Origin of the sequence: Atopomonas sediminilitoris, assembly GCF_022601735.1 — a bacterium.
Taxonomy (GTDB): domain Bacteria; phylum Pseudomonadota; class Gammaproteobacteria; order Pseudomonadales; family Pseudomonadaceae; genus Atopomonas; species Atopomonas sediminilitoris.
Genome location: NZ_JAKUMM010000001.1, coordinates 246867 through 269499, shown reverse-complemented (window position 1 = coordinate 269499; position 22633 = coordinate 246867). Strand labels below are relative to the sequence as shown.

General features: G+C 58.0%; 22 protein-coding genes and 1 other RNA gene. 13 read left to right on the top strand and 10 right to left on the bottom strand.

The features are described 5' to 3' along the window. Nucleotides 1-63: 63 nt before the first annotated feature. Nucleotides 64-867 carry a cell division protein ZipA gene (zipA, locus tag MKI83_RS01255; protein ID WP_241582858.1) on the top strand — a complete coding sequence of 268 codons (804 nt, stop codon included), beginning with the start codon at nt 64-66 and terminating at the stop codon, nt 865-867. A 77-nt stretch (nt 868-944) separates the two neighbouring features. Beyond that, the gene (ligA, locus tag MKI83_RS01250) at nt 945-3311 is read left to right on the top strand and encodes an NAD-dependent DNA ligase LigA (protein ID WP_245399607.1); all 2367 of its coding nucleotides are present in this window, start codon (nt 945-947) and stop codon (nt 3309-3311) included. On the opposite strand, the gene MKI83_RS01245 is transcribed toward ligA, so the two are convergent. From MKI83_RS01245 to MKI83_RS01225, 5 genes are all read right to left on the bottom strand, one after another. Next, entirely contained in the window at nt 3308-3550 is a 243-nt protein-coding gene (locus MKI83_RS01245) for a DUF6316 family protein (protein WP_241582857.1), read from the bottom strand. The two genes, ligA and MKI83_RS01245, sit on opposite strands and share 4 nt — an antisense overlap. A 231-nt stretch (nt 3551-3781) precedes the next feature. Continuing rightward, entirely contained in the window at nt 3782-4828 is a 1047-nt protein-coding gene (gene arsB, locus MKI83_RS01240; RefSeq protein ID WP_241582856.1) for an ACR3 family arsenite efflux transporter, read from the bottom strand. After that, the gene (locus MKI83_RS01235; RefSeq protein WP_442320098.1) at nt 4825-5301 is read right to left on the bottom strand and encodes an arsenate reductase ArsC; all 477 of its coding nucleotides are present in this window, start codon (nt 5299-5301) and stop codon (nt 4825-4827) included. Before MKI83_RS01235 ends, arsB begins: the two co-directional genes overlap by 4 nt. Before the next feature lie 12 nt (nt 5302-5313). Then, a complete protein-coding gene (locus MKI83_RS01230) occupies nt 5314-5796 on the bottom strand; it encodes an ArsI/CadI family heavy metal resistance metalloenzyme (RefSeq protein ID WP_241582852.1) in 483 nt (160 codons plus the stop codon). A gap of 29 nt (nt 5797-5825) precedes the next feature. Next, nucleotides 5826-6134 (bottom strand): metalloregulator ArsR/SmtB family transcription factor, encoded by a 309-nt coding sequence (locus MKI83_RS01225; RefSeq protein ID WP_272492994.1) that lies wholly within the window; start codon nt 6132-6134, stop codon nt 5826-5828. A 186-nt stretch (nt 6135-6320) separates the two neighbouring features. On the opposite strand from MKI83_RS01225, the gene MKI83_RS01220 reads away from it, so the two are divergent. From MKI83_RS01220 to recR, 5 genes are all read left to right on the top strand, one after another. Further along, complete coding sequence (locus MKI83_RS01220; protein WP_241582851.1) at nt 6321-7955, top strand: methyl-accepting chemotaxis protein; 1635 nt, start codon at nt 6321-6323, stop codon at nt 7953-7955. Between the two features lie 107 nt (nt 7956-8062). Further along, nucleotides 8063-8159, top strand: an RNA gene (ffs, locus tag MKI83_RS01215) — signal recognition particle sRNA small type. A gap of 133 nt (nt 8160-8292) precedes the next feature. Next, nucleotides 8293-10476 carry a DNA polymerase III subunit gamma/tau gene (gene dnaX / locus MKI83_RS01210; protein ID WP_241582850.1) on the top strand — a complete coding sequence of 728 codons (2184 nt, stop codon included), beginning with the start codon at nt 8293-8295 and terminating at the stop codon, nt 10474-10476. A 15-nt stretch (nt 10477-10491) separates the two neighbouring features. After that, nucleotides 10492-10818: a YbaB/EbfC family nucleoid-associated protein gene (locus tag MKI83_RS01205; RefSeq protein WP_241582849.1), complete on the top strand. Its 327-nt coding sequence runs from the start codon at nt 10492-10494 to the stop codon at nt 10816-10818. 63 nt (nt 10819-10881) lie between these two features. After that, the gene (recR, locus tag MKI83_RS01200) at nt 10882-11481 is read left to right on the top strand and encodes a recombination mediator RecR (protein ID WP_241582848.1); all 600 of its coding nucleotides are present in this window, start codon (nt 10882-10884) and stop codon (nt 11479-11481) included. 51 nt (nt 11482-11532) lie between these two features. Here recR and MKI83_RS01195 read toward each other — a convergent pair whose 3' ends face one another. Further along, on the bottom strand, nt 11533-11766 hold the full coding sequence (locus tag MKI83_RS01195) for a DUF1272 domain-containing protein (RefSeq protein ID WP_241582847.1): 234 nt from the start codon (nt 11764-11766) through the stop codon (nt 11533-11535). Between the two features lie 35 nt (nt 11767-11801). Then, on the bottom strand, nt 11802-12233 hold the full coding sequence (locus MKI83_RS01190; RefSeq protein WP_241582846.1) for a rhodanese-like domain-containing protein: 432 nt from the start codon (nt 12231-12233) through the stop codon (nt 11802-11804). Between the two features lie 97 nt (nt 12234-12330). Between MKI83_RS01190 and ftrA the strand changes: the two genes are divergently transcribed. The 4 genes from ftrA (at nt 12331) to MKI83_RS01170 (ending at nt 17503) form a co-directional block, all read left to right on the top strand. After that, nucleotides 12331-13317, top strand: a complete 987-nt coding sequence (ftrA, locus tag MKI83_RS01185) for a transcriptional regulator FtrA (protein ID WP_241582845.1) — start codon at nt 12331-12333, stop codon at nt 13315-13317. A gap of 48 nt (nt 13318-13365) precedes the next feature. Further along, a complete protein-coding gene (locus MKI83_RS01180; RefSeq protein WP_241582844.1) occupies nt 13366-14514 on the top strand; it encodes an acyl-CoA dehydrogenase family protein in 1149 nt (382 codons plus the stop codon). 195 nt (nt 14515-14709) lie between these two features. Beyond that, nucleotides 14710-15468 carry a DUF6969 family protein gene (locus MKI83_RS01175; protein ID WP_241582843.1) on the top strand — a complete coding sequence of 253 codons (759 nt, stop codon included), beginning with the start codon at nt 14710-14712 and terminating at the stop codon, nt 15466-15468. Between the two features lie 109 nt (nt 15469-15577). Continuing rightward, complete coding sequence (locus MKI83_RS01170) at nt 15578-17503, top strand: DUF389 domain-containing protein (protein WP_241582842.1); 1926 nt, start codon at nt 15578-15580, stop codon at nt 17501-17503. Nucleotides 17504-17524: 21 nt separating this feature from the next. Here the strand turns inward: MKI83_RS01170 and MKI83_RS01165 are convergent, their stop codons facing one another. The 3 genes from MKI83_RS01165 to MKI83_RS01155 form a co-directional block, all read right to left on the bottom strand. Beyond that, a complete protein-coding gene (locus MKI83_RS01165; RefSeq protein WP_241582841.1) occupies nt 17525-17818 on the bottom strand; it encodes a ribbon-helix-helix domain-containing protein in 294 nt (97 codons plus the stop codon). Between the two features lie 106 nt (nt 17819-17924). After that, nucleotides 17925-18506 (bottom strand): DJ-1/PfpI family protein, encoded by a 582-nt coding sequence (locus MKI83_RS01160; protein ID WP_241582840.1) that lies wholly within the window; start codon nt 18504-18506, stop codon nt 17925-17927. A gap of 75 nt (nt 18507-18581) precedes the next feature. Beyond that, nucleotides 18582-20237 (bottom strand): sensor domain-containing diguanylate cyclase, encoded by a 1656-nt coding sequence (locus MKI83_RS01155; RefSeq protein WP_241582839.1) that lies wholly within the window; start codon nt 20235-20237, stop codon nt 18582-18584. A gap of 223 nt (nt 20238-20460) precedes the next feature. On the opposite strand from MKI83_RS01155, the gene ahr reads away from it, so the two are divergent. Together ahr and rarD are read left to right on the top strand one after the other, a co-directional pair. Next, nucleotides 20461-21465 carry an NADPH-dependent aldehyde reductase Ahr gene (gene ahr / locus MKI83_RS01150; RefSeq protein WP_241582838.1) on the top strand — a complete coding sequence of 335 codons (1005 nt, stop codon included), beginning with the start codon at nt 20461-20463 and terminating at the stop codon, nt 21463-21465. A gap of 203 nt (nt 21466-21668) precedes the next feature. Next, the gene (gene rarD / locus MKI83_RS01145; RefSeq protein ID WP_241582837.1) at nt 21669-22595 is read left to right on the top strand and encodes an EamA family transporter RarD; all 927 of its coding nucleotides are present in this window, start codon (nt 21669-21671) and stop codon (nt 22593-22595) included. Nucleotides 22596-22633: the final 38 nt, after the last annotated feature.

The window sequence follows — 22633 nt, the reverse complement described above, 5'->3', positions numbered from 1 at the left end:
AGGTACTTAGGCCGGTCAGAGGCATAACCTCTGTCTCAATCGTATCAAGGGGAAGAGTTCTAGATGGATTTCGGTTTGCGCGAATGGCTGATGGTGATTGGCCTAGTTGTCATTGCCGGTATTCTGTTTGATGGCTGGCGCCGCATGCGCGGTGGTCGCAACAAACTGCGTTTTAATTTAGACCACTCGGCAGCGGATCTGCCGGAAGTTGGTGATGCCGAATTACTGGGGCCGGCGCGCACGCGACGTGACCCTATCGAGCCTGAGCTGGATGAAGATCATCTGCCGGCTTTGCGCGCTGGGCGTGAAGAACCGCATCAGGGCGATTTAAAGCTGGATGAGCCGGTACCCGTGCTGATGAACAGCGTGGACGACTCAAGCGATGAAACCGATGCGCCAGCTGCCAAAGAAAAAACCTTGGCCGACTTGCCGCCGGTTGAAGAAGTGCTGGTGATCAACGTTATCAGTCGCGATGAAGAAGGCTTTAAAGGCCCAGAGTTACTGCAGAACATCTTGGAAAGCGGCCTGCGTTTTGGCGAAATGGATATCTTCCATCGTCATGAAAGCATGGCCGGTCACGGTGATGTGCTGTTCTCCATGGCCAACGGGGTTAAACCCGGCACGTTTGATTTGGACGACTTCGATCACTTCCGCACGCGTGCAGTGAGTTTCTTCTTGGGCATGCCCGGGCCACGTCATCCAAAGCAAGCGTTTGATGTGATGTTGGCTGCCGCGCGTAAGCTCTCCAGCGAGCTGAATGGTGAGCTTAAAGACGAGCAGCGTAGCGTGCTGACGGCGCAAACCATCGAGCACTACCGTTTACGGATTATGGAGTTCGAACGCCGTAAGCTGTCGCCCAAGCGCTAAGCGCGCTGGCTCGTAAAACCGGAAGCGGCGATAATCGCGCTTCCGGTTTTTTTATGCCTGCAAGAATTGAAGACCTCATGAGCCAAGCCCTCGATCGCATCAACGCACTGCGCGCGCAGCTTCACCAGCACAACCACAACTATTACGTGTTGGATGCGCCGAGTATTCCGGATGCTGAGTACGACCGCTTGTTTCGTGAGCTGCAACAGCTCGAGCTTGAGCATCCTGATGCGGTCACGAACGACTCGCCGACCCAGCGTGTGGGTGGTGCAGCGCTTAAGACCTTCAGTCAAGTGCAACATGAAGTGCCGATGCTGAGCCTTGGCAATGCCTTTGCTGAGCAGGATTTGCACGACTTTGTTCGCCGTGTGCGCGAGGGCTTAGGTGATTTGCTGCCGGCCGGTGATCTGTTCGGCGGTGGTGCTGAGGTCGCCTTCACGTGTGAGCCCAAGCTCGACGGTTTGGCAGTCAGCCTGCTGTATGAAGAGGGCGTGCTGACTCGTGGTGCCACGCGCGGCGATGGCAGCACCGGCGAGGACATCACCATCAACGTGCGCACCATTCGCAATGTGCCGCTTAAGCTGCAAGGCAGCGATTGGCCGCCGGTGCTGGAAGTGCGTGGCGAGGTGTATATCAGCCATGCAGGTTTTGCCGCACTCAATCAACGCGCCCTCGCAGAAGGCAGCAAGGTGTTTGCTAATCCGCGTAACGCCGCCGCCGGCAGCTTGCGCCAGTTAGACAGCAAGATCACCGCCAGCCGTCCGCTGGAATTTTGCGCTTATGGCTTTGGCCGCGTCGAGGGCGGTGAACTGGCCGATAGCCAATATCACATCCTGCAGCAGTTCAAGCGTTGGGGCATACCAATCAGCCCCGAGCTGCGCCAAGTCAGCGGCGCCGAGGCGTTGCTGGCTTATTACCAAGACATTGGCGCGCGGCGTGCTGCCCTGAGTTACGACATCGATGGGGTGGTGTTTAAAGTCGATGATTTGGCTTGGCAGGCGCAATTGGGCTTTCGGGCGCGTGAGCCTCGCTGGGCGATCGCGCACAAATTTCCGGCGCAGGAAGAAATCACCACCTTGTTGGATGTGGAGTTTCAGGTCGGACGCACAGGGGCGGTGACGCCGGTCGCGCGCTTGGCGCCGGTGCAGGTGGCGGGGGTGACGGTGTCCAATGCCACGCTGCACAACATGGATGAAGTGGCCCGCTTAGGGCTGATGATCGGCGATACGGTGGTGATTCGCCGCGCCGGTGACGTGATTCCGCAGGTGGTCAGCGTGGTGCTGGAGCGCAGGCCAGACGATGCACAAGCGGTCACCATTGCGTGCCAGTGCCCTGTCTGTGGTTCGGCGGTCGAGCGTACGCAGCTGATTAAACGCGGCAAAGGTAAGGATAGTGTCAGTGAGGGAGCGGTCTACCGCTGCGTTGGGCGTTTGGCCTGTCAGGCGCAGTTGATTCAAGCGATCATCCATTTTGTGTCGCGCCGTGCCATGGATATCGATGGTTTGGGCGACAAAATTGTCGAGCAACTGGTCAATGAAGGCTTGCTGCGCTCGCCGGCTGATTTGTACGCGCTGCAGTATGAACGCATCGTCGGTCTGGAGGGCTTTGCGGACCTGTCTACGCGTAATCTGTTGGCTGCGATTGCCCAGAGCCGACAAGTGAGTTTGGCGCGCTTTATCTATGCCTTGGGCATACCTGATGTGGGTGAGGAAACCGCCAAGCTATTAGCCCGTGCCTTAGGCTCGTTAGCGCGAATTAGCCAAGCGCTGCCGGAAGTGCTGACCTATTTGCCCGATGTCGGGCTTGAGGTGGCGCACGAGATCCATAGCTTCTTTGCCGATAGCCACAATCAGCACGTTATTAGCGCCTTGCTAGAGCAGGGCGTGGTGCTTGAGGAATCGTCCGAGCTGCATGCGGAGTTTAGCGCCTGCGCCACGCTCGCCAGCGTGCTGGAAAAATTGAACATCAATCATATTGCCAGCACCGGCGCGCAGCGCTTGGCGCAGCGTTTTGGCTCGCTGTCAGCACTGCTGGCGGCCGATTGGTTGGATTTGCGCAGCATCGAGCGCTTTACCGAGAAGGCCGCCCAGTCCTTGCGTGAGTTTTTGGCTAACCCCGCCAACGTCGCGCGCGCACAAGCCATTGAGGCGCAATTGCTGGAGTTTGGTATGCACTGGCAGAGCCCAAAGCAAGCGCTGACTGGCTTGCCGTTGGCAGGGCAGACGTGGGTGCTGACCGGCACGCTAGAGATCATGAGCCGTGAGCAAGCCAAGGCTAAGTTAGAAGACTTAGGCGCCAAGGTGGCAGGCTCGGTGTCGGCCAAAACCCATTGCGTGGTGGCGGGCCCTGGGGCCGGTTCTAAATTGACCAAAGCGCAGCAGCTAGGCGTCGCCGTATTGGATGAGGCAGCGTTTATGCAACGTTTGCAGGCGCTAACAGGTTAAGGCTTGTGGCTGAGCGCAGCTTGCGCGGCCAGTTGCTGGCCAAAGTGCGCGCCTTGTTCGGCACGCTGCATGCGGTGTACGTACAAGGCCAGTTGATGCTCAGCGTCTTCGCGGGTAAAAAACGGCCCGTGCCAACGGCTTTCGCGGGTGGCGAAAAAATACTCCCCATCAACGCAGTTAACGCGTTGCGTTCGATAATGGGTGCCGTGGTCATCATCACACGACCTTCGACAATACATTCCCTGCACTCCAATGCATCACAGGTTTTAGGGAGACGCTGAGTTAATGCCCGCTCAAATCAATCTTGGTGTTGTGCGGTGCCCGCAAACTTGAGTCGTTCGACGATTAAATCAGCGCCTCCTGAGGTCATCTGTATTGAATCTAGTCCGCTTTGCGTTGGTTGAAAAATGTACAGTGGCCCGTTGAGCGGTTTTTCCGCCCAACGGTGTGTTTCTTCGGGTATTGGGTGGTTAAACCACACGATCCTCCGGAAACCAGTGCCGCGTGCGGTTAACGAATGCGCACAGCGACAGCATGACCGGAACTTCAACCAGCACGCCCACCACGGTGGCCAGTGCCGCGCCTGAGTGCAGGCCAAATAAGCCAATCGCTACCGCCACCGCCAGTTCAAAGAAATTGCTGGTGCCGATCAGGCAAGCAGGAGCGCTAATGCGATGCGGCAGTCGCCAGTAATAGGCCCAGGCATAAGCAATGGCGAAAATACCGTAGGTTTGCAGTAGCAGCGGCACGGCAATCAAGGCGATAACCACAGGCTGGGCGATGATGGTCGGCGCTTGCAGGGCAAACAACAGCACCACGGTGGCCAGTAAGCCGCTAATAGACAGAGGCTTCACGTGTGCGAGAAAGCGCTCATAGTGCGCTTGGCTGCGCTTGAGCAGTGCGCGCCGCACCAGCATGCCGGCCAGCAGTGGCAGCACCACATACAGCAGTGCGGATAGCCACAGGGTTTGCCACGGCACACTGATTTCAGTCACCCCCAGCAGCAAGGCGGCCAGCGGGGCAAATGCGACCACCATGACCAGGTCATTGATCGACACTTGCACTAAGGTGTAGGCCGCATCGCCGCGCGTTAGCTGGCTCCAGACAAACACCATCGCGGTGCACGGGGCTACACCCAGCAGAATCATGCCGGCGATGTATTCTTGCGCGCTTTGGGCATCCACCCACGGGGCAAACAGGTACTCAAAAAACAGCACCGCCAGTGCGGCCATGGTGAACGGCTTGATGAGCCAGTTGATCACGATGGTGAGAATCAGCCCGCGTGGCTCACGGCCTACAGCGCGCACGGCGGCAAAGTCGATCTGCACCATCATCGGCAGGATCATCAGCCAGATCAGTACGGCCACCACCAAGTTAACCGAGGCAAACTCCAGCTGGCTGATGAACGTAAACAGAGCGGGTAAGGTTTGCCCCAGTACTAAACCGGCGGCAATACACAGAGCGACCCAGACGCTTAGATAGCGCTCGAACAATCCCATGGGATTACTTTGACTCATGCGGTGGTCGCTCCGATGCGCGCGAGCTTCTCGCGCAGGCTGGCGTCATCCAATGTTTCGATGGGCAAGGCCAGCAGTTGCTCAATACGGCGGCTGAGTTGCTGATAGGTCTGCTCAAAGGCTGCGGCAACAGTGGCGGCATCACCGCTGACATGGGCTGGGTCAGGCAGGCCCCAGTGACCTTTGACGGCACGCCCTGGGTAAAGCGGGCAAGCTTCGCCAGCGGCGTTGTCACACACCGTGATAACCAGATCAAAAGCTTGCTCGCCAAAACTGTCCCACGTTTTGCTGCTAAAGCCTGCCGTATCGAGGCCGTGTTTTTGCAATACCGCAATGGCGCCGGGGTTGACCTGCCCTGTGGGTTGGCTGCCTGCGCTAAAGCCTTGCAGACGACCTTGGCCGAGGTGGGTGATCAGTGCTTCACCGATGATCGAACGGCAAGAGTTGCCGGTGCATAAAATCAATACATTCAACATGATGGTCTCTTAGCAGCAGCCGCTTTTCGGTGAACAGCATGATGACGCGCTGGGGGCAGGCGTCGCCGGCTTCTCGCTGGGTGCGCAACAGGCGCTGGTGCTGCTCTTGGCGTCTGCGCTGCCGTTAAAGGTTGGCACTTCATGCAGAGAGTGAAACTGCTCCCATGGGATGCCGGCAGGGTCCACGGTCCAGTACTTGTTGGACTCCATATAGCAACAGGCGCCATTTTCTGGTCGCACTGGGTTGCCGGCGGCGTTGGCGCGTTGCTCTAGTTCGGCCAGCTCGTCAGCGTTTTCCGCCTGAATACCTAAATGATCAAGGCCGGTTTTGCCACTGCGGGTGGAGATAGCAAAGTTCACGCGTGGGTCATCCAGCATCCACTTGGCGTAATCATCTTTCACCACGCTAGGTTCGGCGGCGAACAGTTGTTGATAAAAGCTGATGGCGCTGGACAGTTCAGCGACAGAAACATGAATGTGTAGGCGTTTCATAGCAGTCCTCACGGGTTCTGGGTGGCGGTTTAGCAGCAAGTGCTTGTCGTGCGTAGTTGTGGGAATTGCGCCGGCAGTTGTTGCAAGCAGGCCGCAACGATAGGTTGGGCCCAAGCCGGTAGCTCAGGATTGATGCGGTAGTACACCCATTGGCCTTGGCGGCGATCGAGTACCAAGCCCAGGCTGCGCAGCAGCGCCAAGTGGCGAGATATTTTCGGCTGAGCTAATTGCAATGCGTCGGTTAGGTCGCACACACACAGCTCGCGCTCGCCCATCAGCAGCAGGCATTGCAGGCGGGTGTCATCGCTGAGGGCTTTGAACAGGTCATTGGGGGTCATTGAATATTCGCCAAAACGCATATGTGATTAATCGTATATATGGATTGGTGAATATGCAAGCCGCGTTATCGCTAAAAGCTGTCTATGCTTAACGTCGGCGTAGTGCGGGGCAGGTTGCAGTTAAGGCCTGAGCGCGCTGCAAGGTGTGTTGGCAAAGGTTGTCTTTGTCGCTGCGGAGGTGCCGCTATGTTTGCTGTGCTGGCTAACTTAAGTTTCCGTTGGAAGATTGCATTACCCATCGCCCTGTTGGCTTTGGTGCTGGTGGTGGTGGCTGTGAACGGAATTCGTGGCGTCAACAGTGTGGCCGATCATGGCGGGCAGCTGGGCCTGCGTGACATGCCCGGGGCGGTACTGTTACTGGAAGCCGACCGCGACATGTACCAAGCGTTCTTGGCTGAGCGCAGCTTAATTTTGGCGACTGATCCGCAAATCCAACAGGCCATTCGTGGCGAGAGTCGCGAAAACCTAGATCAGGCCCGCGATCGGGTGAAAAAGGCAGAAGAACTGCTGAACAACCCCGCTTTTAAAGATGAGTTCCAGCGTTTTCATCAGCAGTTTCAGACTTGGCGTGGCATCACCGAATCGGTGGTGGCTATGGCAGGCAAGGATGTTGCCCAAGCGCAGCAAATGACCATGACGCAAGGCTTCGATAGCTTCAGCGCCGCGCGCGGCACCTTAGATAAGATTAGCGAGCAGGTGTCAGAAACCGCGCGCACTGCCGCGAAAGAGGTTGCGGCGGAGGCGGAGGCTGTCGCTTGGTCGCAAACCATTGCCTTACTGGTTGGCTTGGGCTTTTGTGTCGCGCTGATTATCGGCTTTCCTGCGCTGCTGACCACGCGCATGCATGGCCTGCTGGAGAGGGTGGAGAACATCGCCAGTGGCAAAGGCGATCTGACGGTGCGTGTTAATGCCGATGGTAAAGATGAACTGGCACGGTTGGGTGCCGCGTTGAATCGTTTTTTGGACACCCTGCAAAATCTGATCAGGCAAGTGGGCAACACCACGCGTGACGTTGCAGGCTCAACCGATCAGTTGGTCGCGATGGCGGGCGAGAACAGCCGCTTAATCGCCGAGAGTCACCTGTCTGTTGATCAAGTCAGTACCGCGGCCACGCAAATGAGTAGCGCTATTCATGAGGTGTCGCGTAACGCGCAGGCGGCGGCTGATACCGCACAAGTGGCCGAGCAGAAAACCGAAGCCGGTGGCCGAGTGGTGAAAGAAACCATTTCCGCCTTAAGCGAATTGGCGCGTGAGGTGGCAGGCGCCTCGCAAGCTATCGGCGAGCTGGAAAAAGAAACCGGCAACATTGGTGCCGTGCTGGAAGTGATTAAGGGTATCGCCGAGCAAACCAACCTATTAGCACTTAATGCGGCCATTGAAGCCGCGCGCGCCGGTGAGCAAGGGCGAGGCTTTGCCGTGGTTGCCGACGAGGTGCGCGCCTTGGCTGCACGCACGCAAGAGTCGACCAAAGACATTCAAACCATGATTGAGCGTCTCCAGCAGGGCGCGCAACATGCGGTAAAAGTCATGCAAAACGGCAGTAGCCGCGCGGAGGCCAGCGTCAAACAAGCCAGCCAAGCGGAAGTGGTGCTGAGCGAGGCGATTGCCGCGGTTAATGGCATTAACGAGCGCGCCGCGCAAATTGCCACAGCCTGCGAGCAGCAAAGCAGCGTGACCGAAGAAATCGCACGCAATATCACCGATGTGCGCGATATGTCCGATCGCAGCGCGCAAACCTCTAGCGAGGCCACCGAGGCGTGTCGGCACTTGGCACAAATGGCCGATTCACTGGAGCAACAGGTCAGTCGCTTTAAGGTCTAACGCGGGCTGTGGCGTCTAGATCGCTGCCGTCGGTTGTCTTTGTCGAGCAAATCAGTACAATGCGCCACCTGACGACCAGCTTGGTCGTCAGTGCTTTATGGTGGCCCCATCGGTCCCCTCGCAACGATCAGCCGTGAACCCGGTCAGGCCCGGAAGGGAGCAGCCGCAGCGGTGACATTGTGTGCCGGGGTGTGGCTGATGGGGTTGCCACCCTCTCGTTTTACTTCGCCTACTTTTCCCTAAAAGCTTTGATTGCCACGTGCGCCGCATGCTGGCGGATGCAATTTGCCGATGGCTTGGTTACAGTACCGGCTGATTCAATAAGGTCTAGGTTTGCATGAGCTATCAGGTACTTGCGCGCAAGTGGCGTCCGCGTTCATTCCGCGAAATGGTCGGTCAGACCCACGTGCTCAAGGCGTTGATCAATGCTCTGGATAGCCAGCGCCTGCATCACGCGTATCTGTTCACGGGCACCCGGGGTGTCGGTAAAACCACCATCTCCCGTATTTTGGCCAAGTGCTTAAACTGCGAAACCGGCGTGAGCTCTAAGCCGTGTGGCGAGTGTTCGATTTGTCGCGAGATTGATGAAGGGCGCTTTGTTGACCTGATTGAAGTCGATGCGGCGAGTCGTACCAAGGTCGAAGACACCCGCGAGCTGCTAGAAAACGTGCAGTACGCGCCCAGTCGTGGCCGCTACAAGGTTTATCTCATCGACGAAGTGCATATGCTCTCGACGCACTCGTTCAATGCCTTGCTCAAAACCCTTGAAGAACCGCCGCCACACGTCAAATTTCTGCTGGCCACCACGGACCCGCAAAAACTGCCGGTGACTATTCTGTCGCGCTGCCTGCAGTTCTCGTTGAAGAACATGCCGCCGGAGCGCGTGGTTGAGCATTTGGCGCATGTGTTAAGCGCCGAAAATGTCCCGTTTGAGGATGATGCCCTGTGGCAGTTGGGTCGTGCTGCCGATGGCTCGATGCGCGACGCCATGAGTCTCACCGATCAGGCGATTGCTTTTGGTGAAGGTAAAGTGCTGGCTGACGATGTGCGCGCCATGCTCGGCAACCTTGATCATGGGCAGGTGTACCGCGTTTTACAGGCGTTGGTCAGTGCCGACGCTAAAGCGTTATTGGCGGCCATCGCCCATTTGGCCGAGCAAGGCCCCGACTGGGCCGGCGTGTTGGCCGAAATACTCAATGTTTTACACCGTGTCGCGGTGGCGCAGTTGCTGCCGGACGCGGTGGATAATGCTTACGGTGACCGCGAGCAAGTGCTGGCTATGGCTCAGCATTTACCCGCCGAAGATGTGCAGTTTTATTATCAGGTGGCCTTGTTAGGTCGTCGTGATTTGCCGCTGGCACCGGATGCACGCGCAGGCTTTGAAATGGTCATGTTGCGGATGTTGGCCTTCCGCCCGGCGCAAAGTGCCGAGGCGCCCCCGCCGCCCCAGTTGGCCCAACCGGTAAAGCCTGAGGGCGGCAGCGCGGCCACGACTGCTCCCCAAGCCCCAGTGATGGCCAGCGCGGCAGCGCCGTTGCCACCGACAGCGCCCAACGTCGCGACTGAGTCGAGCGTAGCTGCGCCAGCGCCAGTGGATTTGCCTTGGCAAACCTCGGCACAGCCAAAGCCTGCTGCTGAAGTGATTAATCCGTCTGAGCCGCAGGCGGCAGCCGAACCGGCGCAGCTTGAGCGTGTGGCACCGCTTGCCGAGATTGCTGTTGAGCCTGCATTACAGGCCCCCGCCGCAACGCCCACGCCGGCGCCTTTGCCCGAGCAGAGCACCGCAGACATCGCGCCCGATGTGGTTGAGCCAATACCTGAGCACGCACTTGATCCGGCCCCTGTTTCTAGCGAGCCTGCGCCGCTTGCCGCTGCGGCTGAAGTGCCGTCTGAGCCTGAGCCGGCAATGGTTCAGGCGATGGCCTCGAACTTTGTTGTGCCCGATATCGAGCAGGCCGATACCGATACCGATGATGGCGATGTTGTGCCAGAGGCCGCGCCCTTAGGTGCCGATGCGTATTTCGATAGCTTGCCTGAGTACGCCGAAGACGACGAGCCGACGACATCTGGCGCGTTCGTTAGCGGCAGTGCCGCGCAGGCGCAACTCGATGAGTTGGCGAGCTTGCCGCCGGCTACCGGATTGGCTGCCGAGTGGCTGGCGCTGTGTCCGCAGCTGGGCTTGTCGGGCCTGACGTTGAATATTGCAGATAACTGCACGCTGGTTGCGCGCGAGGGCGCGCGCTGGTCGCTACAGCTAGACCCAGGGCAGAGCGCGCTGTACAACGAAACCCAGCGTACCCGTTTGGCCGATGCATTAAGTAAGCACCTAGGCCACGCCGTAGAGCTTGTGGTCGAGGTGTGTGTGCCGGCGCAAGAGACACCAGCCAAAGCCAAGCTGCGCGGCCGTGCGCAGCGTCAGCTGGACGCTGAACTGGAAATTGCCGCAGATCCGCTGGTACAACAGCTGGTCAGCGATTTTGCTGCCGTAGTAATCGACGGCAGCATTGAACCTATCCATTGATTTGAGGGTATTCCCATGATGAAAGGCGGCATGGCCGGTCTGATGAAACAGGCCCAGCAGATGCAAGAAAAAATGCAGAAAATGCAGGAAGAGCTGGCTAACGCCGAAGTCACCGGCGAATCCGGCGCGGGCATGGTCAAGGTCACCATGACCGGTCGTCATGACGTCAAGCGCGTCAGTCTCGACGACAGCCTGATGGAAGAAGACAAAGAGATTCTCGAAGACTTGATCGCGGCGGCGGTGAACGATGCCGTGCGTAAAGTGGAAAAGAACAGCCAAGACAAGATGTCCGGCATGACCGCCGGCATGCAGTTGCCGCCCGGCTTTAAAATGCCGTTCTAACTGAATCTCGCCCTGCGGCAGTGTGCTGTCGCGGGGTGTGTGGTGGCTGTGTGAGAGTGTTTGATGAGTTTTAGTCCGTTAATTCGCCAATTGATCGATTCGCTGCGTGTTTTACCCGGCGTGGGGCAGAAGAGTGCGCAACGCATGGCTCTGCACCTGCTTGAGCGCGATCGGCAGGGCGGATTGAAGCTGGCGCAGGCCTTAGAGCAGGCGTTGACAGGGGTCGGCTACTGCCAGTCGTGCCGCACCCTGAGCGAGCTGGATGAATGTCAGCTGTGCAGTGATGTGCGCCGCGATGACACGCTGTTGTGTGTGGTGCAAAGCCCGATGGATGTGTGGGCGGTGGAGCAAACCGGCTTTCGTGGCCGTTACTTTGTGCTCAAAGGCCATTTGTCACCGTTAGACGGCTTAGGGCCGGAGTCCATCGGTATTCCATTGCTGGAAAACCGCATCAGCCGTGGCCAGTTCACGGAAGTGATCTTGGCTACCAACCCCACCGTAGAAGGCGAAGCGACCGCGCACTACATCGCGCAATTGCTGCTGCCCAAGGGGCTGGCAGTTTCGCGCATTGCCCACGGTGTGCCGTTGGGCGGCGAGTTGGAGTTGGTCGATGGCGGCACGCTGGCGCATGCCTTGGCGGGCCGTAAGTCGATGGCTAACTGAGCTTAAACCCCGCGCCAAATTAGTCTGCCGTTTGTTGCTGCAATGTGGCGGTCACTGTGGTGCCTTGAGTACGCGCTTTGTGCTGGCAGGGAACTGCGCGAGCTTTTCCGCTGGCCGGCGCGGGCGTTGGACCAGCTCGCCAGCGCAGTTGGGGCACTGCTGTTGCAATGGGCCGTCGCAGCAATCTGCACAAAACGTGCACTCAAATGAGCAGATGCGGGCATGGCTGGCGTGGGCCGGTAAGTCGGCGTCGCAGCGTTCGCAATTGGGGCGTAGCTCTAGCATGCTGGTGTCTCCTTTTTGACGTGACTTGTCATGGCTTAGCAGCCGCAACCCACGTGTGTTTTTAGGGCCTCTGAGCCGCGCGCGGTGGGTAAGCCTTCCTCGCGCCAGCCGGTCATCCCGCCGAGCATCTCTTTTACGGTAAAACCTAACTGGCTCAACGCCAGCGCGGCTTTGTGCACACCATTGCAGTGCGGACCGGCGCAATACAGTACCAATAAGCGCTCCTTGGCAAAGGCTGCCATGCGCTGCGCATTGATCTCGCGATGTGGCAGGTTGAGTGCGCCGCGGGCGTGTTCTTGTTGATACAGCGCAGGGCTACGGACGTCTAACAAGGTGAAGCCGGGCTCGTCGCCCTCCAGCGCTGCGGCAACATCGCTGCAATCGGTTTCCCGCGCTAAGCGTTGTTGGTAGTAGTGCACGGCTTGGTCGGCGGGCAACGCTGGGGTGTGGCAAACGGGATTAGGCATGGTGATATTCCTCGGTGTGGCTGCTGGTTTCCACTGTAGAGATTGTCGGTCTTGGGTTAAATTGGCGTTAAAGACATTAAACGGTGGAATCTAGCCAATGCAGCGCTCACCCGGCTTAGTGGTCACCTTGGCTTATGACGGCCTGTGTACCTTTGAGTTTGCGATTGCCGTAGAAATCTTCGCCTTGCCACGGCCCGAGTTTGAATGCCCTTGGTATCAACATGCTGTGGCGGCGGTGGACCAAGGGCCACTGCGTGCAGCCGGTGGTTTGCTGTTTCAGGTCGATGGTGACTTACGCCTGCTGGAACAGGCCGATACGGTCGTGATTCCCGGTTGGCGTGATCGCACCGCCCCAATCCCCCCGGCGCTGATCAGCGCCTTGCGGGCGGCGCATGCCCGTGGCGCGCGGATCGTGTCGATATGCTCGGGCGTCTTTGTGCTGGCCGCGTCTGGCTTGCTGGATGGTCTGCGGGCAACCACGCACTGGCGTTATTGTGCCGAACTACAAGCGCGCTACCCGCTGATTGCGGTGGACCCGCACGTGCTGTACGTGGATAACGGCCAGCTGTTGTGCTCGGCCGGCAGTGCGGCGGGCATCGATGTTTGCTTGCACTTGGTGGCCCGCGATTGCGGCCAAGCTGTGGCTAATCGCGTGGGGCAACGCTTGGTGATGGCGCCGCAACGTTCCGGCGGGCAGGCGCAGTTTATTGAGCAGCCGGTGCGCCGCAGTTCGCGGCGCGACATTGCAGCCTTGTTGCAGTGGCTGCAAACACGGTTAGCACAAGCGCCGAGCTTGGCTGAGATGGCGGCGTTTTTATCGGTCAGCCAGCGCACCCTGTTAAGGCGTTTCCAGCAAGCCACGGGCATGTCACCTAAAAGCTGGCTGTTGCAGGAACAACTGCGCCAAGCGCGGCAGATGCTTGAGCACACCGCCGATACTCAGCACGTCGCGCAGGCCTGCGGTTTTGCCTCCAGCGAAAGCCTGCGTAGCGCCTTTCGGCAGCATGTCGGTTTGTCACCTAGGCAGTATCGGCAGCAATTCGGCCAGAACAGCGCTAGCGGTGGCCAAAGCGTCATCTTGTAAACCAAGCAAGCGCTCGGTATGGTCGGTAAACCTACTGAGGAGGCTGGCATGTCTGCTTTTACTGAATACTTTACCGCTGAGCATCAACTGGTGCGCGACTCGGTGCGGCGCTTTGTTGAGCGCGAAGTCTTACCACAGGTTGCCGACTGGGAAGAAGCCGAAAGCTTCCCCCGTGAGCTGTATCAGCAAGCCGGTGCCGCCGGTATTTTAGGCATTGGGTTTCCTGAGCAATACGGCGGTAGTTACGAGGGCGATGTGTTTGCCAAAGTCGCAGCCAGCGAAGAGTTAATGCGCTCGGGCTCTGGCGGCTTGGTCGCCGGCTTAGGCTCGCTGGATATTGGCTTGCCGCCGGTGCTTAAGTGGGGCAAGCCGGCGCTGCGCGAGCGTGTTGTGCCTGAGGTGTTAAGCGGCGAGAAAATTATCGCACTGGCGATTACCGAACCTTCTGGCGGCTCGGATGTGGCCAACCTTAAAACCCGTGCGGTGCGGGATGGCGATTATTACCGTGTCACCGGCAGCAAAACCTTTATCACCAGCGGTGAACGCGCGGATTACTACACCGTGGCAGTGCGCACCGGCGGTGAAGGCTTTGGCGGTGTGAGCTTATTGCTGATCGAAAAAGGTACGCCGGGCTTTACCGTGGGACGCAGCCTGAAAAAAATGGGCTGGTGGGCGTCCGATACGGCGGAGCTGTTTTTCGATGACTGTCGCGTGCCGGTGGAGCATTTAATCGGTGCCGAAAACATGGGCTTTGCCTGCATCATGGCTAACTTCCAGAGTGAGCGACTGTCGTTGGCGATCATGGCCAACATGACTTCGCAGCTGGCGCTGGAAGAAGCTATGCGCTGGGCCAAAGAGCGCGAAGCCTTTGGTAAGCCCATCGGCAAGTTTCAGGTGCTCAAGCACCGCTTGGCGGAAATGGCGACGCAGTTAGAAGTCTCGCGTGAGTTCACTTACCGCCAGGCAGCCAAAATGGCGGCGGGTAAGAGCGTGATCAAAGAAATCTCCATGGCGAAAAACTTCGCCACCGATGTTTCGGACCGCATTACCTACGATGCCACGCAACTGCTGGGCGGTATGGGCTTTATGCGTGAGAGCTTGGTGGAGCGGCTGTATCGCGATAACCGCATTTTGTCGATTGGCGGCGGCACGCGGGAAATCATGAACGAGATCATCAGTAAGCAAATGGGCTTGTAGTCTTAAGTGGCATTGCGACTGCTGCGTGAGCGGAGCCAATGCGCTGCTGTGAGCCGTGTGCGCGGCAAATGGCTGTGCGGCTAACTAAGCTGTGGGATGTTTGCTAGGCGCGGGGCTGATCACCGCCTGCGCCAGCACGCTTGTACCATCCGCCTGTTAAGGCAAGTAAGGCAAGTAAGGCAGGTAAGGCTTAGCATGGACAAGACGCCGCTGGTAAGCGTGCCCCTAGAGCAGTTGGTTCCACAGGATGCAGCCGCGCGCGCCAGCATGTTGGCCGCTGCGGCCGAGATTCGCGAGTGCTATCGCGTGCTGGTTAAGGGCGGGCTTAACGTCGTGGGTGAGGTATTGCGCGGCGAAGGGGCTTTCTACCACCAGCAGCATTACCCCAGCGAAGATGTTTACGACAACGAAACCCACGCTCAGTACTACTACCACGCTCATCGTGGTGGTGAGCAGGAGCACGGTCACTTCCATACCTTTATGCGTGCTCGTGGAATCCCCGCGGGTATTGGGTCAGCCGAATACCCCCACCCCAGTCGGGCATCATGGCCACAAGGGCCTGACGTGATTAGTCATTTGATTGCGCTGTCAATGGATGCCTATGGCTACCCCATGGGCTTGTTTGCGACCAACCGTTGGGTAACCGGCGAGGCTTGGTATAGCGCCGAGCAGGTGATCAGCCTGTTAGACCGCTTTGCCATTGATCACGCCAAACCGTCGTGGCCGGTTAATCGTTGGTTAAGTGCCATGCTACGGCTGTTTCGTCCGCAGATTGAGTACTTGCTGCGCCATCGAGACCAGCAAATCGCTGCTTGGCAGCAATCAGCGCCCGATGCCGATGTGCTAGAAGACCGTGCGCTGGAAATCACCGGCTATCTGCCGATCAATGTCGACGCTTGGGTGTCTGCGTTAACGCAGCATGATTCAGCTCAAGCCAACGGCACGCCCGCATAACGCCAGCTATGGTGTAAGCACCGAGCGATTAACGCTTGGGGTATATCTGGGCCTTGCTGTGCAGAAGGCTTGTGCCTATCGTGCCATTTTTTGACCTGTGGGGATCAGCATGAGCCAAATCAGCCGTGCGCTGTTGGTGGTGGGGCAACCCGATTGTGGGCGTATCGAGGCGGTGAAGCGTTACGCCAGTGAGCAAGGCATCAGCCTTGATGCAGTGGACGAAAGCCGCTTTGTACAAACGCCTGCCGAATGTCTACAAGATCATGAACACTTGGTGGTGGTGATCGATGATGAGCAACTGGCCGGTTACCTCGATATCGCCGAGCGCATTGGTTGCTCGCTGGGCGTGGTGCCGCGTGAAAAGCAGTTACGCCTACACGAGTGGTTCAGTCTGCCGCGCAATGTCGATCAGGCCATTGAGTTGGCCTTTAGCGAGCAAACGACTCAAGTCGATGTGCTGCGCTGTAACGGTGAAACCACACTGGGCTTGGTCATGCTCGGCGATACGCCTTTCATTGATAGCCGCAGCAAAGCATTCCGTAACCGCGATCACTCGTTCATTGAACATTGGTTGTACCGTTTTGCCTTGGTATGGCTAAGCCTGCGCAATTTATTTGGCATTAAGCCGTTCCCCATTCGCCTGACGACGACGCGCGAAGAAGGCTTAAATACCGCTATTACAGGGCTGGTCGCGATTGAAAACGATGTGCGTGGCCCGGCGGCGCGCTTGGTCAACACCAGTTTGAGTGTGCAGGACGGGCTGATTTCTACTTTGGTCATCGCGCCCAAGTCGGTGGGCGAATATTTGGCCTTTTTGTTCACCAGTATTTTTCAGGGTGAGCGCCCGCTGAGTAAGTTGCCGCGCGCGGTGAGTTTTATCCGCTGTCCTGAGCTGTGCATCGAAAGTAAAACCTCGCTGGCGTACTTCATCGACGGGCAAGCCCGTGAAGCTGAGCGCATCGAACTGAAACTGCACAGCAAAGCCGTGGCCATGAAGGTGCCGGAAGATTATTTCGGCCGCGCCGAGGGCAAAGAGGTGCACCGCACCGAGCAACTGCCGCGCAAAGCAGAACGCTTAAAGATGATCGAAGAGCATCTGCCGCTGTTTACCCACGCGCTGGAAGACGAGTTCCGCGACCTGTTTGTGATCCTGCGTGACATGGCGCGGCCGCACAGCACCTTCCTGACCTTGATGGTGCTCAGCGCCATCGTCGCCAGCTTGGGCTTATTCCTCTCAAGCCCTGCGGTGATCATTGGTGCGATGGTGTTGGCACCTTTGATGGCGCCGATTATCTCGCTGGCGATGGGCTTGCTGCGCGGTGAACGCGGCATGTTGGTGCAGTCGCTACAAACCATTGCAATTGGTGTGGCGCTGGCGATGGGGACGTCTGCGCTGGTGGCGTTAATGATTCCGGTGGAGCGTATCACCCCAGAAATTGCCGGGCGCTTGCAGCCTAACTTGCTGGATTTGGGCGTGGCGATTGCCTCGGGCATTGCCGGTGCGTATGCCAACGTGCGTGAGGATGTGGCCAAAAGCGTGTCGGGTGTGGCCATTGCCGTGGCCTTGGTGCCGCCATTGTGCGTGTCGGGCATTGGCTTGGGCTGGATGGATTGGTACGTGATCAGCGGCGCAATGCTGTTGTTCTTAACCAACTTGGTGGGCATTTCACTGGCCGCAGCGCTGACCTTTTTGTTCTTGGGTTATGCGCCGTTGGTGCGCGCCAAGCGTGGCTTGACCGTGTCGCTGATGTTGTTGGTGTTGGTGTCGATTCCGCTGACCATCTCGTTTGTGGATATGGCGCGGCATTGGCAAATCGAAAAGCTCGTGGTGGGGCAGACCTTTATTATTCAGGGCAAGGAAATCAACCTGAGTAATTTGCAGGTCAACCTCAAGGGTAAGCAGGTTGTGCTGCACGCCGATGTGTTATCGCGCAGCGGGGTTACCTACCAAGACATGAGTCGGCTCAAGGCGATTTTAGAGCGTGAGTTAGACCGGCCTATCCAGCTTGAGTTGACGCCGCGTATTAGTCTGTAAATGCCATGCGCGTCGGGCGGGTTAACTGGCTTGACGCGCAGCGGCTTGCAGCGGTAACACTTCGCGGGTGTAGCGCATGCAGCACACGCGCAAGAACGAGGCAAAGTTGCTCACTTCACCGTGATAATCCATCACTTCTTGGTAGAGCTTGCTGATTAGCTGCGCCATGCTGATGTGCTCGCCGGCAGCCATTTCTTCCAACGTATCCCAGAATTGGTTCTCTAGGCTCAGCGTAGTGACCACGCCGCCCACACGCAGCGAGCGACGGCGCTTACGGTACAGCGCAGGATCGGCTTTGACATAAATCTCACACATGATGGCCTCGCACGTGAACCTTTGCGGATGGTGGGGCCACTCTGGCACAGCTTTTGGCGAGGTGCAAAACCGCCGCTACTTGAAAGCGGCGGTTTTGTTCGAGCGCTTAGTGGCTGATTTGGGTGCCCAGTGCTTCAAGAAACAGGGCGAGCCAGGCTGGGTGCGCCGGCCAAGCGGGTGCGGTGATCAAGTTGCCATCGCGATGGGCTTGGTCAACGGGAATGTCGACGTACTCGCCGTGAGCAGCGCGGACTTCCGGGGCGCAGGCAGGATACGCGCTGCACGCACGGCCTTCGAGGATGCCAGCAGCGCTAAGCAGTTGCGCGCCGTGGCATACCGCTGCAATCGGCTTGCCGGCGGCGTTAATCTCGCGCACCAGTTGCAGCACCTCTGGATTGAGGCGCAGGTACTCGGGCGCACGACCGCCGGGGATGACTAGCGCGTCGTAGTCTGCGGCTTTGACTTGGCTGAAGTCGGCGTTGAGCACGAAGTTATGGCCGGGCTTTTCGCTGTAGGTTTGGTCGCCTTCAAAGTCATGAATCGCGGTGCGCACGCTGTCACCAGCCACCTTGTTGGGGCATACGGCATCAACCTGATGGCCGACCATCTTCAGGGCCTGAAACGGCACCATAGTTTCGTAATCTTCGGCGTAGTCGCCAACCAACAGCAGAATTTTTTTCGCAGGCATGGGGTGTTCCTCCGTCAGTGGAGTCCCATTGTCGGCGCTCAGCGGGCGGTGCAGGTAATACGCAGTGCCTACGTTTTAGACCGTTTCGGTGTTATCGGGGCCAGCGGCGCACAGGGTGCTTTGCTCGCGCTTGGCGATGTACATGCGCTGATCGGCCACGCGCAGCAATTGCTCCATGTTGGCGGCGTCTGCGGGGAAGAAAGCCACGCCAATACTGGCGCTGACCGGCAGTTGCTGGTCGTTATCGCCGTGCACGGTTTGGCGCAGGCTGTGCGCTAGGGCGTCCAGCCGCTCAAGGACATCGGCAGGCTCGCCGCAGGCCGGCATTAAAATGGCGAACTCATCGCCGCCCCAGCGTGCCACGGTGTCACTTTGCCGTACCTGTGTTAGCAAGGTTTCGCCGATTTCGCACAGTAAGCGATCACCCGCATGGTGGCCTAGGGTGTCGTTAATCGCCTTAAAACCGTTGAGGTCGATAAATGCCAGCGCCAGTTTTTTGCCTTGACGTTCGCACAGTTGCAGCGATTGCAGCAGGCGATCGTCAAACAATAAACGGTTGGGTAAGCCAGTGAGCGGGTCGCGATAGGCCAAGCGCTGCAGTTGCTCTTGTTGCAGTTTGAGCTGGGTAATATCGGTGCAGATATACACGCGGTATTCAACATTGCCGGCTTCATCGCGACTCAAGCTGCGCGAGGCCAATACTGAACGGCTGCGGCCTTTGATGCCATGCAGCCACAGTTCGCCATACCAGCGTTCGCCGCCGAGGTGTTCCTCCAGTGCGGCAAGGCTATCTTCTGGAGTTTCTCGGCTGTGGCTAAGCATTGACCAGCCGGGCTCCAGCAATGCCTCTTCAGGGAAGCCGGTCATGCGGCAGAAGGCCGGGTTGATCAGTAAGGGTTGGAAATCACCATCGCAGATCAAGACGCCTTGGGTGCAAGCCTCAACGGCGAGGCTTGAGAGGTTCAGGCGTTTTTCCAGACGTAAGCGCTCGGTGACATCGGTCACTGTGCCCCACACCGCATGCAGGCTGCCATCGAGATTGAACTGCATGTGGTTGTGCTCAAGCAGCGTCAACAACTCGCCGTCGCCGCGCGCAATGCGGTATTCCATGCTGTAAGGCTTGGGGCTTTTGAGGGCTGCTTGTGCCGCGTGATGCACCTCATCACGGTCTTCTTCGTGAATTAAGGCCAGATAATTCTCATAGGTGGGGGTAAAGCTGTGCGGGTCGAGGTGCAGCAGGCGAAACACTTCTTCGCTCCAGTGCAGCTCATTGCTGGCGGGGTCCCAGCTCCAAGCGGCGATGCCGGCATCCAGTGCGCTGCGCTGCAAGAGCTTGGCGTTTTGCCGTAAATCCGGCAGCTCAACTTCGGCTTCGCTCAAATTGCGTAAGCGCAGAAGAAAGGTTTTGCGCTGCTTTGACCATTGGCTCACTTGCAAATGCAGAGGAATGCCTTGCGCGTGCTTTAAGCGCACCAAGCCAGCACCGATGGTCAGGTTTTGCGGGCCAAACAAGCTTTCTAGCGTGCTTTGCAGTAATTGCTCACGCGGGATGCTGAGCAGGAAGCAAGCCTGTTGATTGCACTGCGCGATCACGCCTTGTTGATTGACCAGCAGCAGGGCTTCTGGCCAGCGCTGCAGCATGCGCCGACGCGCCAAGCGCGCGTACCACAAGTTGCCCAAGAGGCCGAGGGCAAACAGGATGGCCAGTGATGCAACAATGAATTCAGACATGGCGGTATTTTGGCGTCGATATTTCTGACATATATAAGCGCGAAGTATGCCAAGTGCAGTGGCATATCGCCATTAAAGTTCCTTCAGTCCGACCAGTGTCACTAATGACACCTTATCAGTCTGCTGTTCTTCGGTTTGGCGCGGGGCTTTATCTGGCTAGACTGATGTCACCTGCAGCGGCTTGCGCGTTGTCGTCAGCCACTTTTAGTTCAAGGAGCGCACCATGATCACAGCTTATGCGGCTACTACAACCGGCGGAACGTTCGAACCAATCAGCTTTGATCCGGGCCCGCTGGCCAGTCACGATGTGGAGATTGCCGTGCAGCACTGCGGTATTTGCCACAGTGACTTATCCATGTGGCAAAACGAGTGGGGCATGAGCCGTTATCCCTTGGTGCCCGGTCATGAGGTGGTCGGCACTGTCAGTGCGTTGGGCGCCCAGGTGACTCATTTAAAAATTGGCCAAGCGGTAGGCTTGGGTTGGCAAGCCGGTTATTGCATGACGTGCTCGACCTGCATGGGTGGCGATCACAACCTGTGTGATCAGGCCCAGGGCACCATCATCGGTCGCCACGGTGGTTTTGCCGATAAGGTGCGCGCGCAAGCGGCCAGTGTGATTGCACTGCCGGAGGGGTTGGATATGGCCAGCGCCGGTCCGCTGCTTTGCGCCGGTATCACAGTGTTTAACCCGTTAGTGCAGTTCGACATTAAGCCGACCGATAAAGTCGCGGTGATCGGGATTGGCGGCTTGGGTCATTTGGCGTTGCAGTTCGTGCGTGCGTGGGGCTGTGAGGTCACGGCTTTTTCTTCCAGCCAAAGCAAAGCGCAGGAGGCTCGCGATTTAGGCGCACATCACGTGATTGACTCGCGTGACCCTAAGGCGTTGAAGGCCGTGGCCGGTCAGTTTGATCTGATTTTGTCGACGGTTAACGTCAAGTTGGATTGGAATAGCTACATCGGCGCACTCAAACCCAAAGGGCGTTTGCACTTGGTCGGCGCCACGTTGGAGCCTTTGCAGCTCAATGTGTTCCCAATGCTCATGAAGCAGCGTTCGGTCTCCGCCTCACCGGTGGGCAGCCCGCAAGTGATGGCCGACATGCTGGCCTTTGCCGCCCAACACGGCATTCGCGCCCAAACCGAGCATTTTGCCTTTGAGCAAGTCAATGAGGCGATGGCGCGGGTGGAGTCGGGGCACGCGCGTTACCGCGTGGTGCTGAGTCGCGACTGATTAACCTTCACCTTAAAGGCCCCGCCAGTGCGGGGCTTTTGTGTTTTAAGGATTGGCTGAGACGTTTTCCGTCGAGGTCTATCAGTACATAGCCCTGTTAACCGCTGTGCTGCTTGCTTAGGCCTTGGCTGTGTTTGTGTTAGCGCTATCGGCTCGGTTGCAATGGCGGTCTATGCTGTAGGCAAGACGAAAAGGGGTAGCAGATGCAAGCAACCGCGGCTTTATCAGGCGCCGGCGTGCTGTGGTCGGTGGTGGCATCGTGCTTGTTTGCGGTGATTCCTGCGTATGTATTCTGGCTTGCGCCGTTGGATGGCCAAGCGATTTTGGCGTGGCGCGTGGTCGGTACGTTACCGGCGGTGATGGTGCTGATTTATTGGCGCGGCCGCAGTGCTGAGCTGTGGGCTGAACTGCAAACCTTGCGCGTCATGCCCAAGCGTTTAATGCTGATCGTGCTGGCAACTCTGTTAATGGCCACGCAGTGGTGGTTGTTTTTATGGGCACCGCTGCAAGGGCTGACGTTGGATATGTCGCTCGGCTATTTCTTGCTGCCCTTAACCATGGTCTTGGCGGGTAGGGTGTTTTATGGCGAACGTTTGCGCCCGCTGCAAAGCCTGGCCGTGGCGGTGGCCTTGTTAGGCGTGGCGCATGAGTTGTGGCTAACCCGCGCGTTTTCATGGGTGAGCTTGTGGGTAGCGCTGGTTTATCCGCCGTATTTTATGCTGCGCCGACACCTGCAATTACAGCCCTTGGTGGGGCTGACACTTGAGATGTTTATCTTGGTGCCCTTTGCCGTGGCTTACTTACTGTGGCTGCCCAATCATGCGGCGCAACTGTGGGCGACGCCTGCGCTGTGGTGGTTGCTGCCGGGGCTGGGCGTGCTCAGTGCTGCAGCGTTTGTGCTGTACCTTTCGGCCAGTCGGTTGTTGCCCTTTGGCTTGTTTGGGATTTTGAGTTACGTCGAGCCGATTCTGATTTTTCTAATGGCTTGGCTGTGGTTGGGCGAAACCCTGACGTGGCAAAGCTTGCTGACCTACGGCCCGATTTGGCTAGCCGTACTGATCAGCGTGGTAGATAGCGTGTATGTATTAAACAAGCAGCGTTTGGCGGGATTGGTGGTGGCGGCCAATTAAGTGAGATGAATAAGAAAGCCCCTCAGCGCGCAACACGC

Bases quoted from the DNA above. Each gene is read 5' to 3' on its own strand.
- zipA (WP_241582858.1), top strand. From the start codon at position 64: ATGGATTTCGGTTTGCGCGAATGGCTGATGGTGATTGGCCTAGTTGTC.
- ligA (WP_245399607.1), top strand. From the start codon at position 945: ATGAGCCAAGCCCTCGATCGCATCAACGCACTGCGCGCGCAGCTTCAC.
- MKI83_RS01245 (WP_241582857.1), bottom strand. From the start codon at position 3,550: ATGTATTGTCGAAGGTCGTGTGATGATGACCACGGCACCCATTATCGA.
- arsB (WP_241582856.1), bottom strand. From the start codon at position 4,828: ATGAGTCAAAGTAATCCCATGGGATTGTTCGAGCGCTATCTAAGCGTC.
- MKI83_RS01230 (WP_241582852.1), bottom strand. From the start codon at position 5,796: ATGAAACGCCTACACATTCATGTTTCTGTCGCTGAACTGTCCAGCGCC.
- MKI83_RS01225 (WP_272492994.1), bottom strand. From the start codon at position 6,134: ATGACCCCCAATGACCTGTTCAAAGCCCTCAGCGATGACACCCGCCTG.
- MKI83_RS01220 (WP_241582851.1), top strand. From the start codon at position 6,321: ATGTTTGCTGTGCTGGCTAACTTAAGTTTCCGTTGGAAGATTGCATTA.
- dnaX (WP_241582850.1), top strand. From the start codon at position 8,293: ATGAGCTATCAGGTACTTGCGCGCAAGTGGCGTCCGCGTTCATTCCGC.
- MKI83_RS01205 (WP_241582849.1), top strand. From the start codon at position 10,492: ATGATGAAAGGCGGCATGGCCGGTCTGATGAAACAGGCCCAGCAGATG.
- recR (WP_241582848.1), top strand. From the start codon at position 10,882: ATGAGTTTTAGTCCGTTAATTCGCCAATTGATCGATTCGCTGCGTGTT.
- MKI83_RS01195 (WP_241582847.1), bottom strand. From the start codon at position 11,766: ATGCTAGAGCTACGCCCCAATTGCGAACGCTGCGACGCCGACTTACCG.
- MKI83_RS01190 (WP_241582846.1), bottom strand. From the start codon at position 12,233: ATGCCTAATCCCGTTTGCCACACCCCAGCGTTGCCCGCCGACCAAGCC.
- ftrA (WP_241582845.1), top strand. From the start codon at position 12,331: ATGCAGCGCTCACCCGGCTTAGTGGTCACCTTGGCTTATGACGGCCTG.
- MKI83_RS01180 (WP_241582844.1), top strand. From the start codon at position 13,366: ATGTCTGCTTTTACTGAATACTTTACCGCTGAGCATCAACTGGTGCGC.
- MKI83_RS01175 (WP_241582843.1), top strand. From the start codon at position 14,710: ATGGACAAGACGCCGCTGGTAAGCGTGCCCCTAGAGCAGTTGGTTCCA.
- MKI83_RS01170 (WP_241582842.1), top strand. From the start codon at position 15,578: ATGAGCCAAATCAGCCGTGCGCTGTTGGTGGTGGGGCAACCCGATTGT.
- MKI83_RS01165 (WP_241582841.1), bottom strand. From the start codon at position 17,818: ATGTGTGAGATTTATGTCAAAGCCGATCCTGCGCTGTACCGTAAGCGC.
- MKI83_RS01160 (WP_241582840.1), bottom strand. From the start codon at position 18,506: ATGCCTGCGAAAAAAATTCTGCTGTTGGTTGGCGACTACGCCGAAGAT.
- MKI83_RS01155 (WP_241582839.1), bottom strand. From the start codon at position 20,237: ATGTCTGAATTCATTGTTGCATCACTGGCCATCCTGTTTGCCCTCGGC.
- ahr (WP_241582838.1), top strand. From the start codon at position 20,461: ATGATCACAGCTTATGCGGCTACTACAACCGGCGGAACGTTCGAACCA.
- rarD (WP_241582837.1), top strand. From the start codon at position 21,669: ATGCAAGCAACCGCGGCTTTATCAGGCGCCGGCGTGCTGTGGTCGGTG.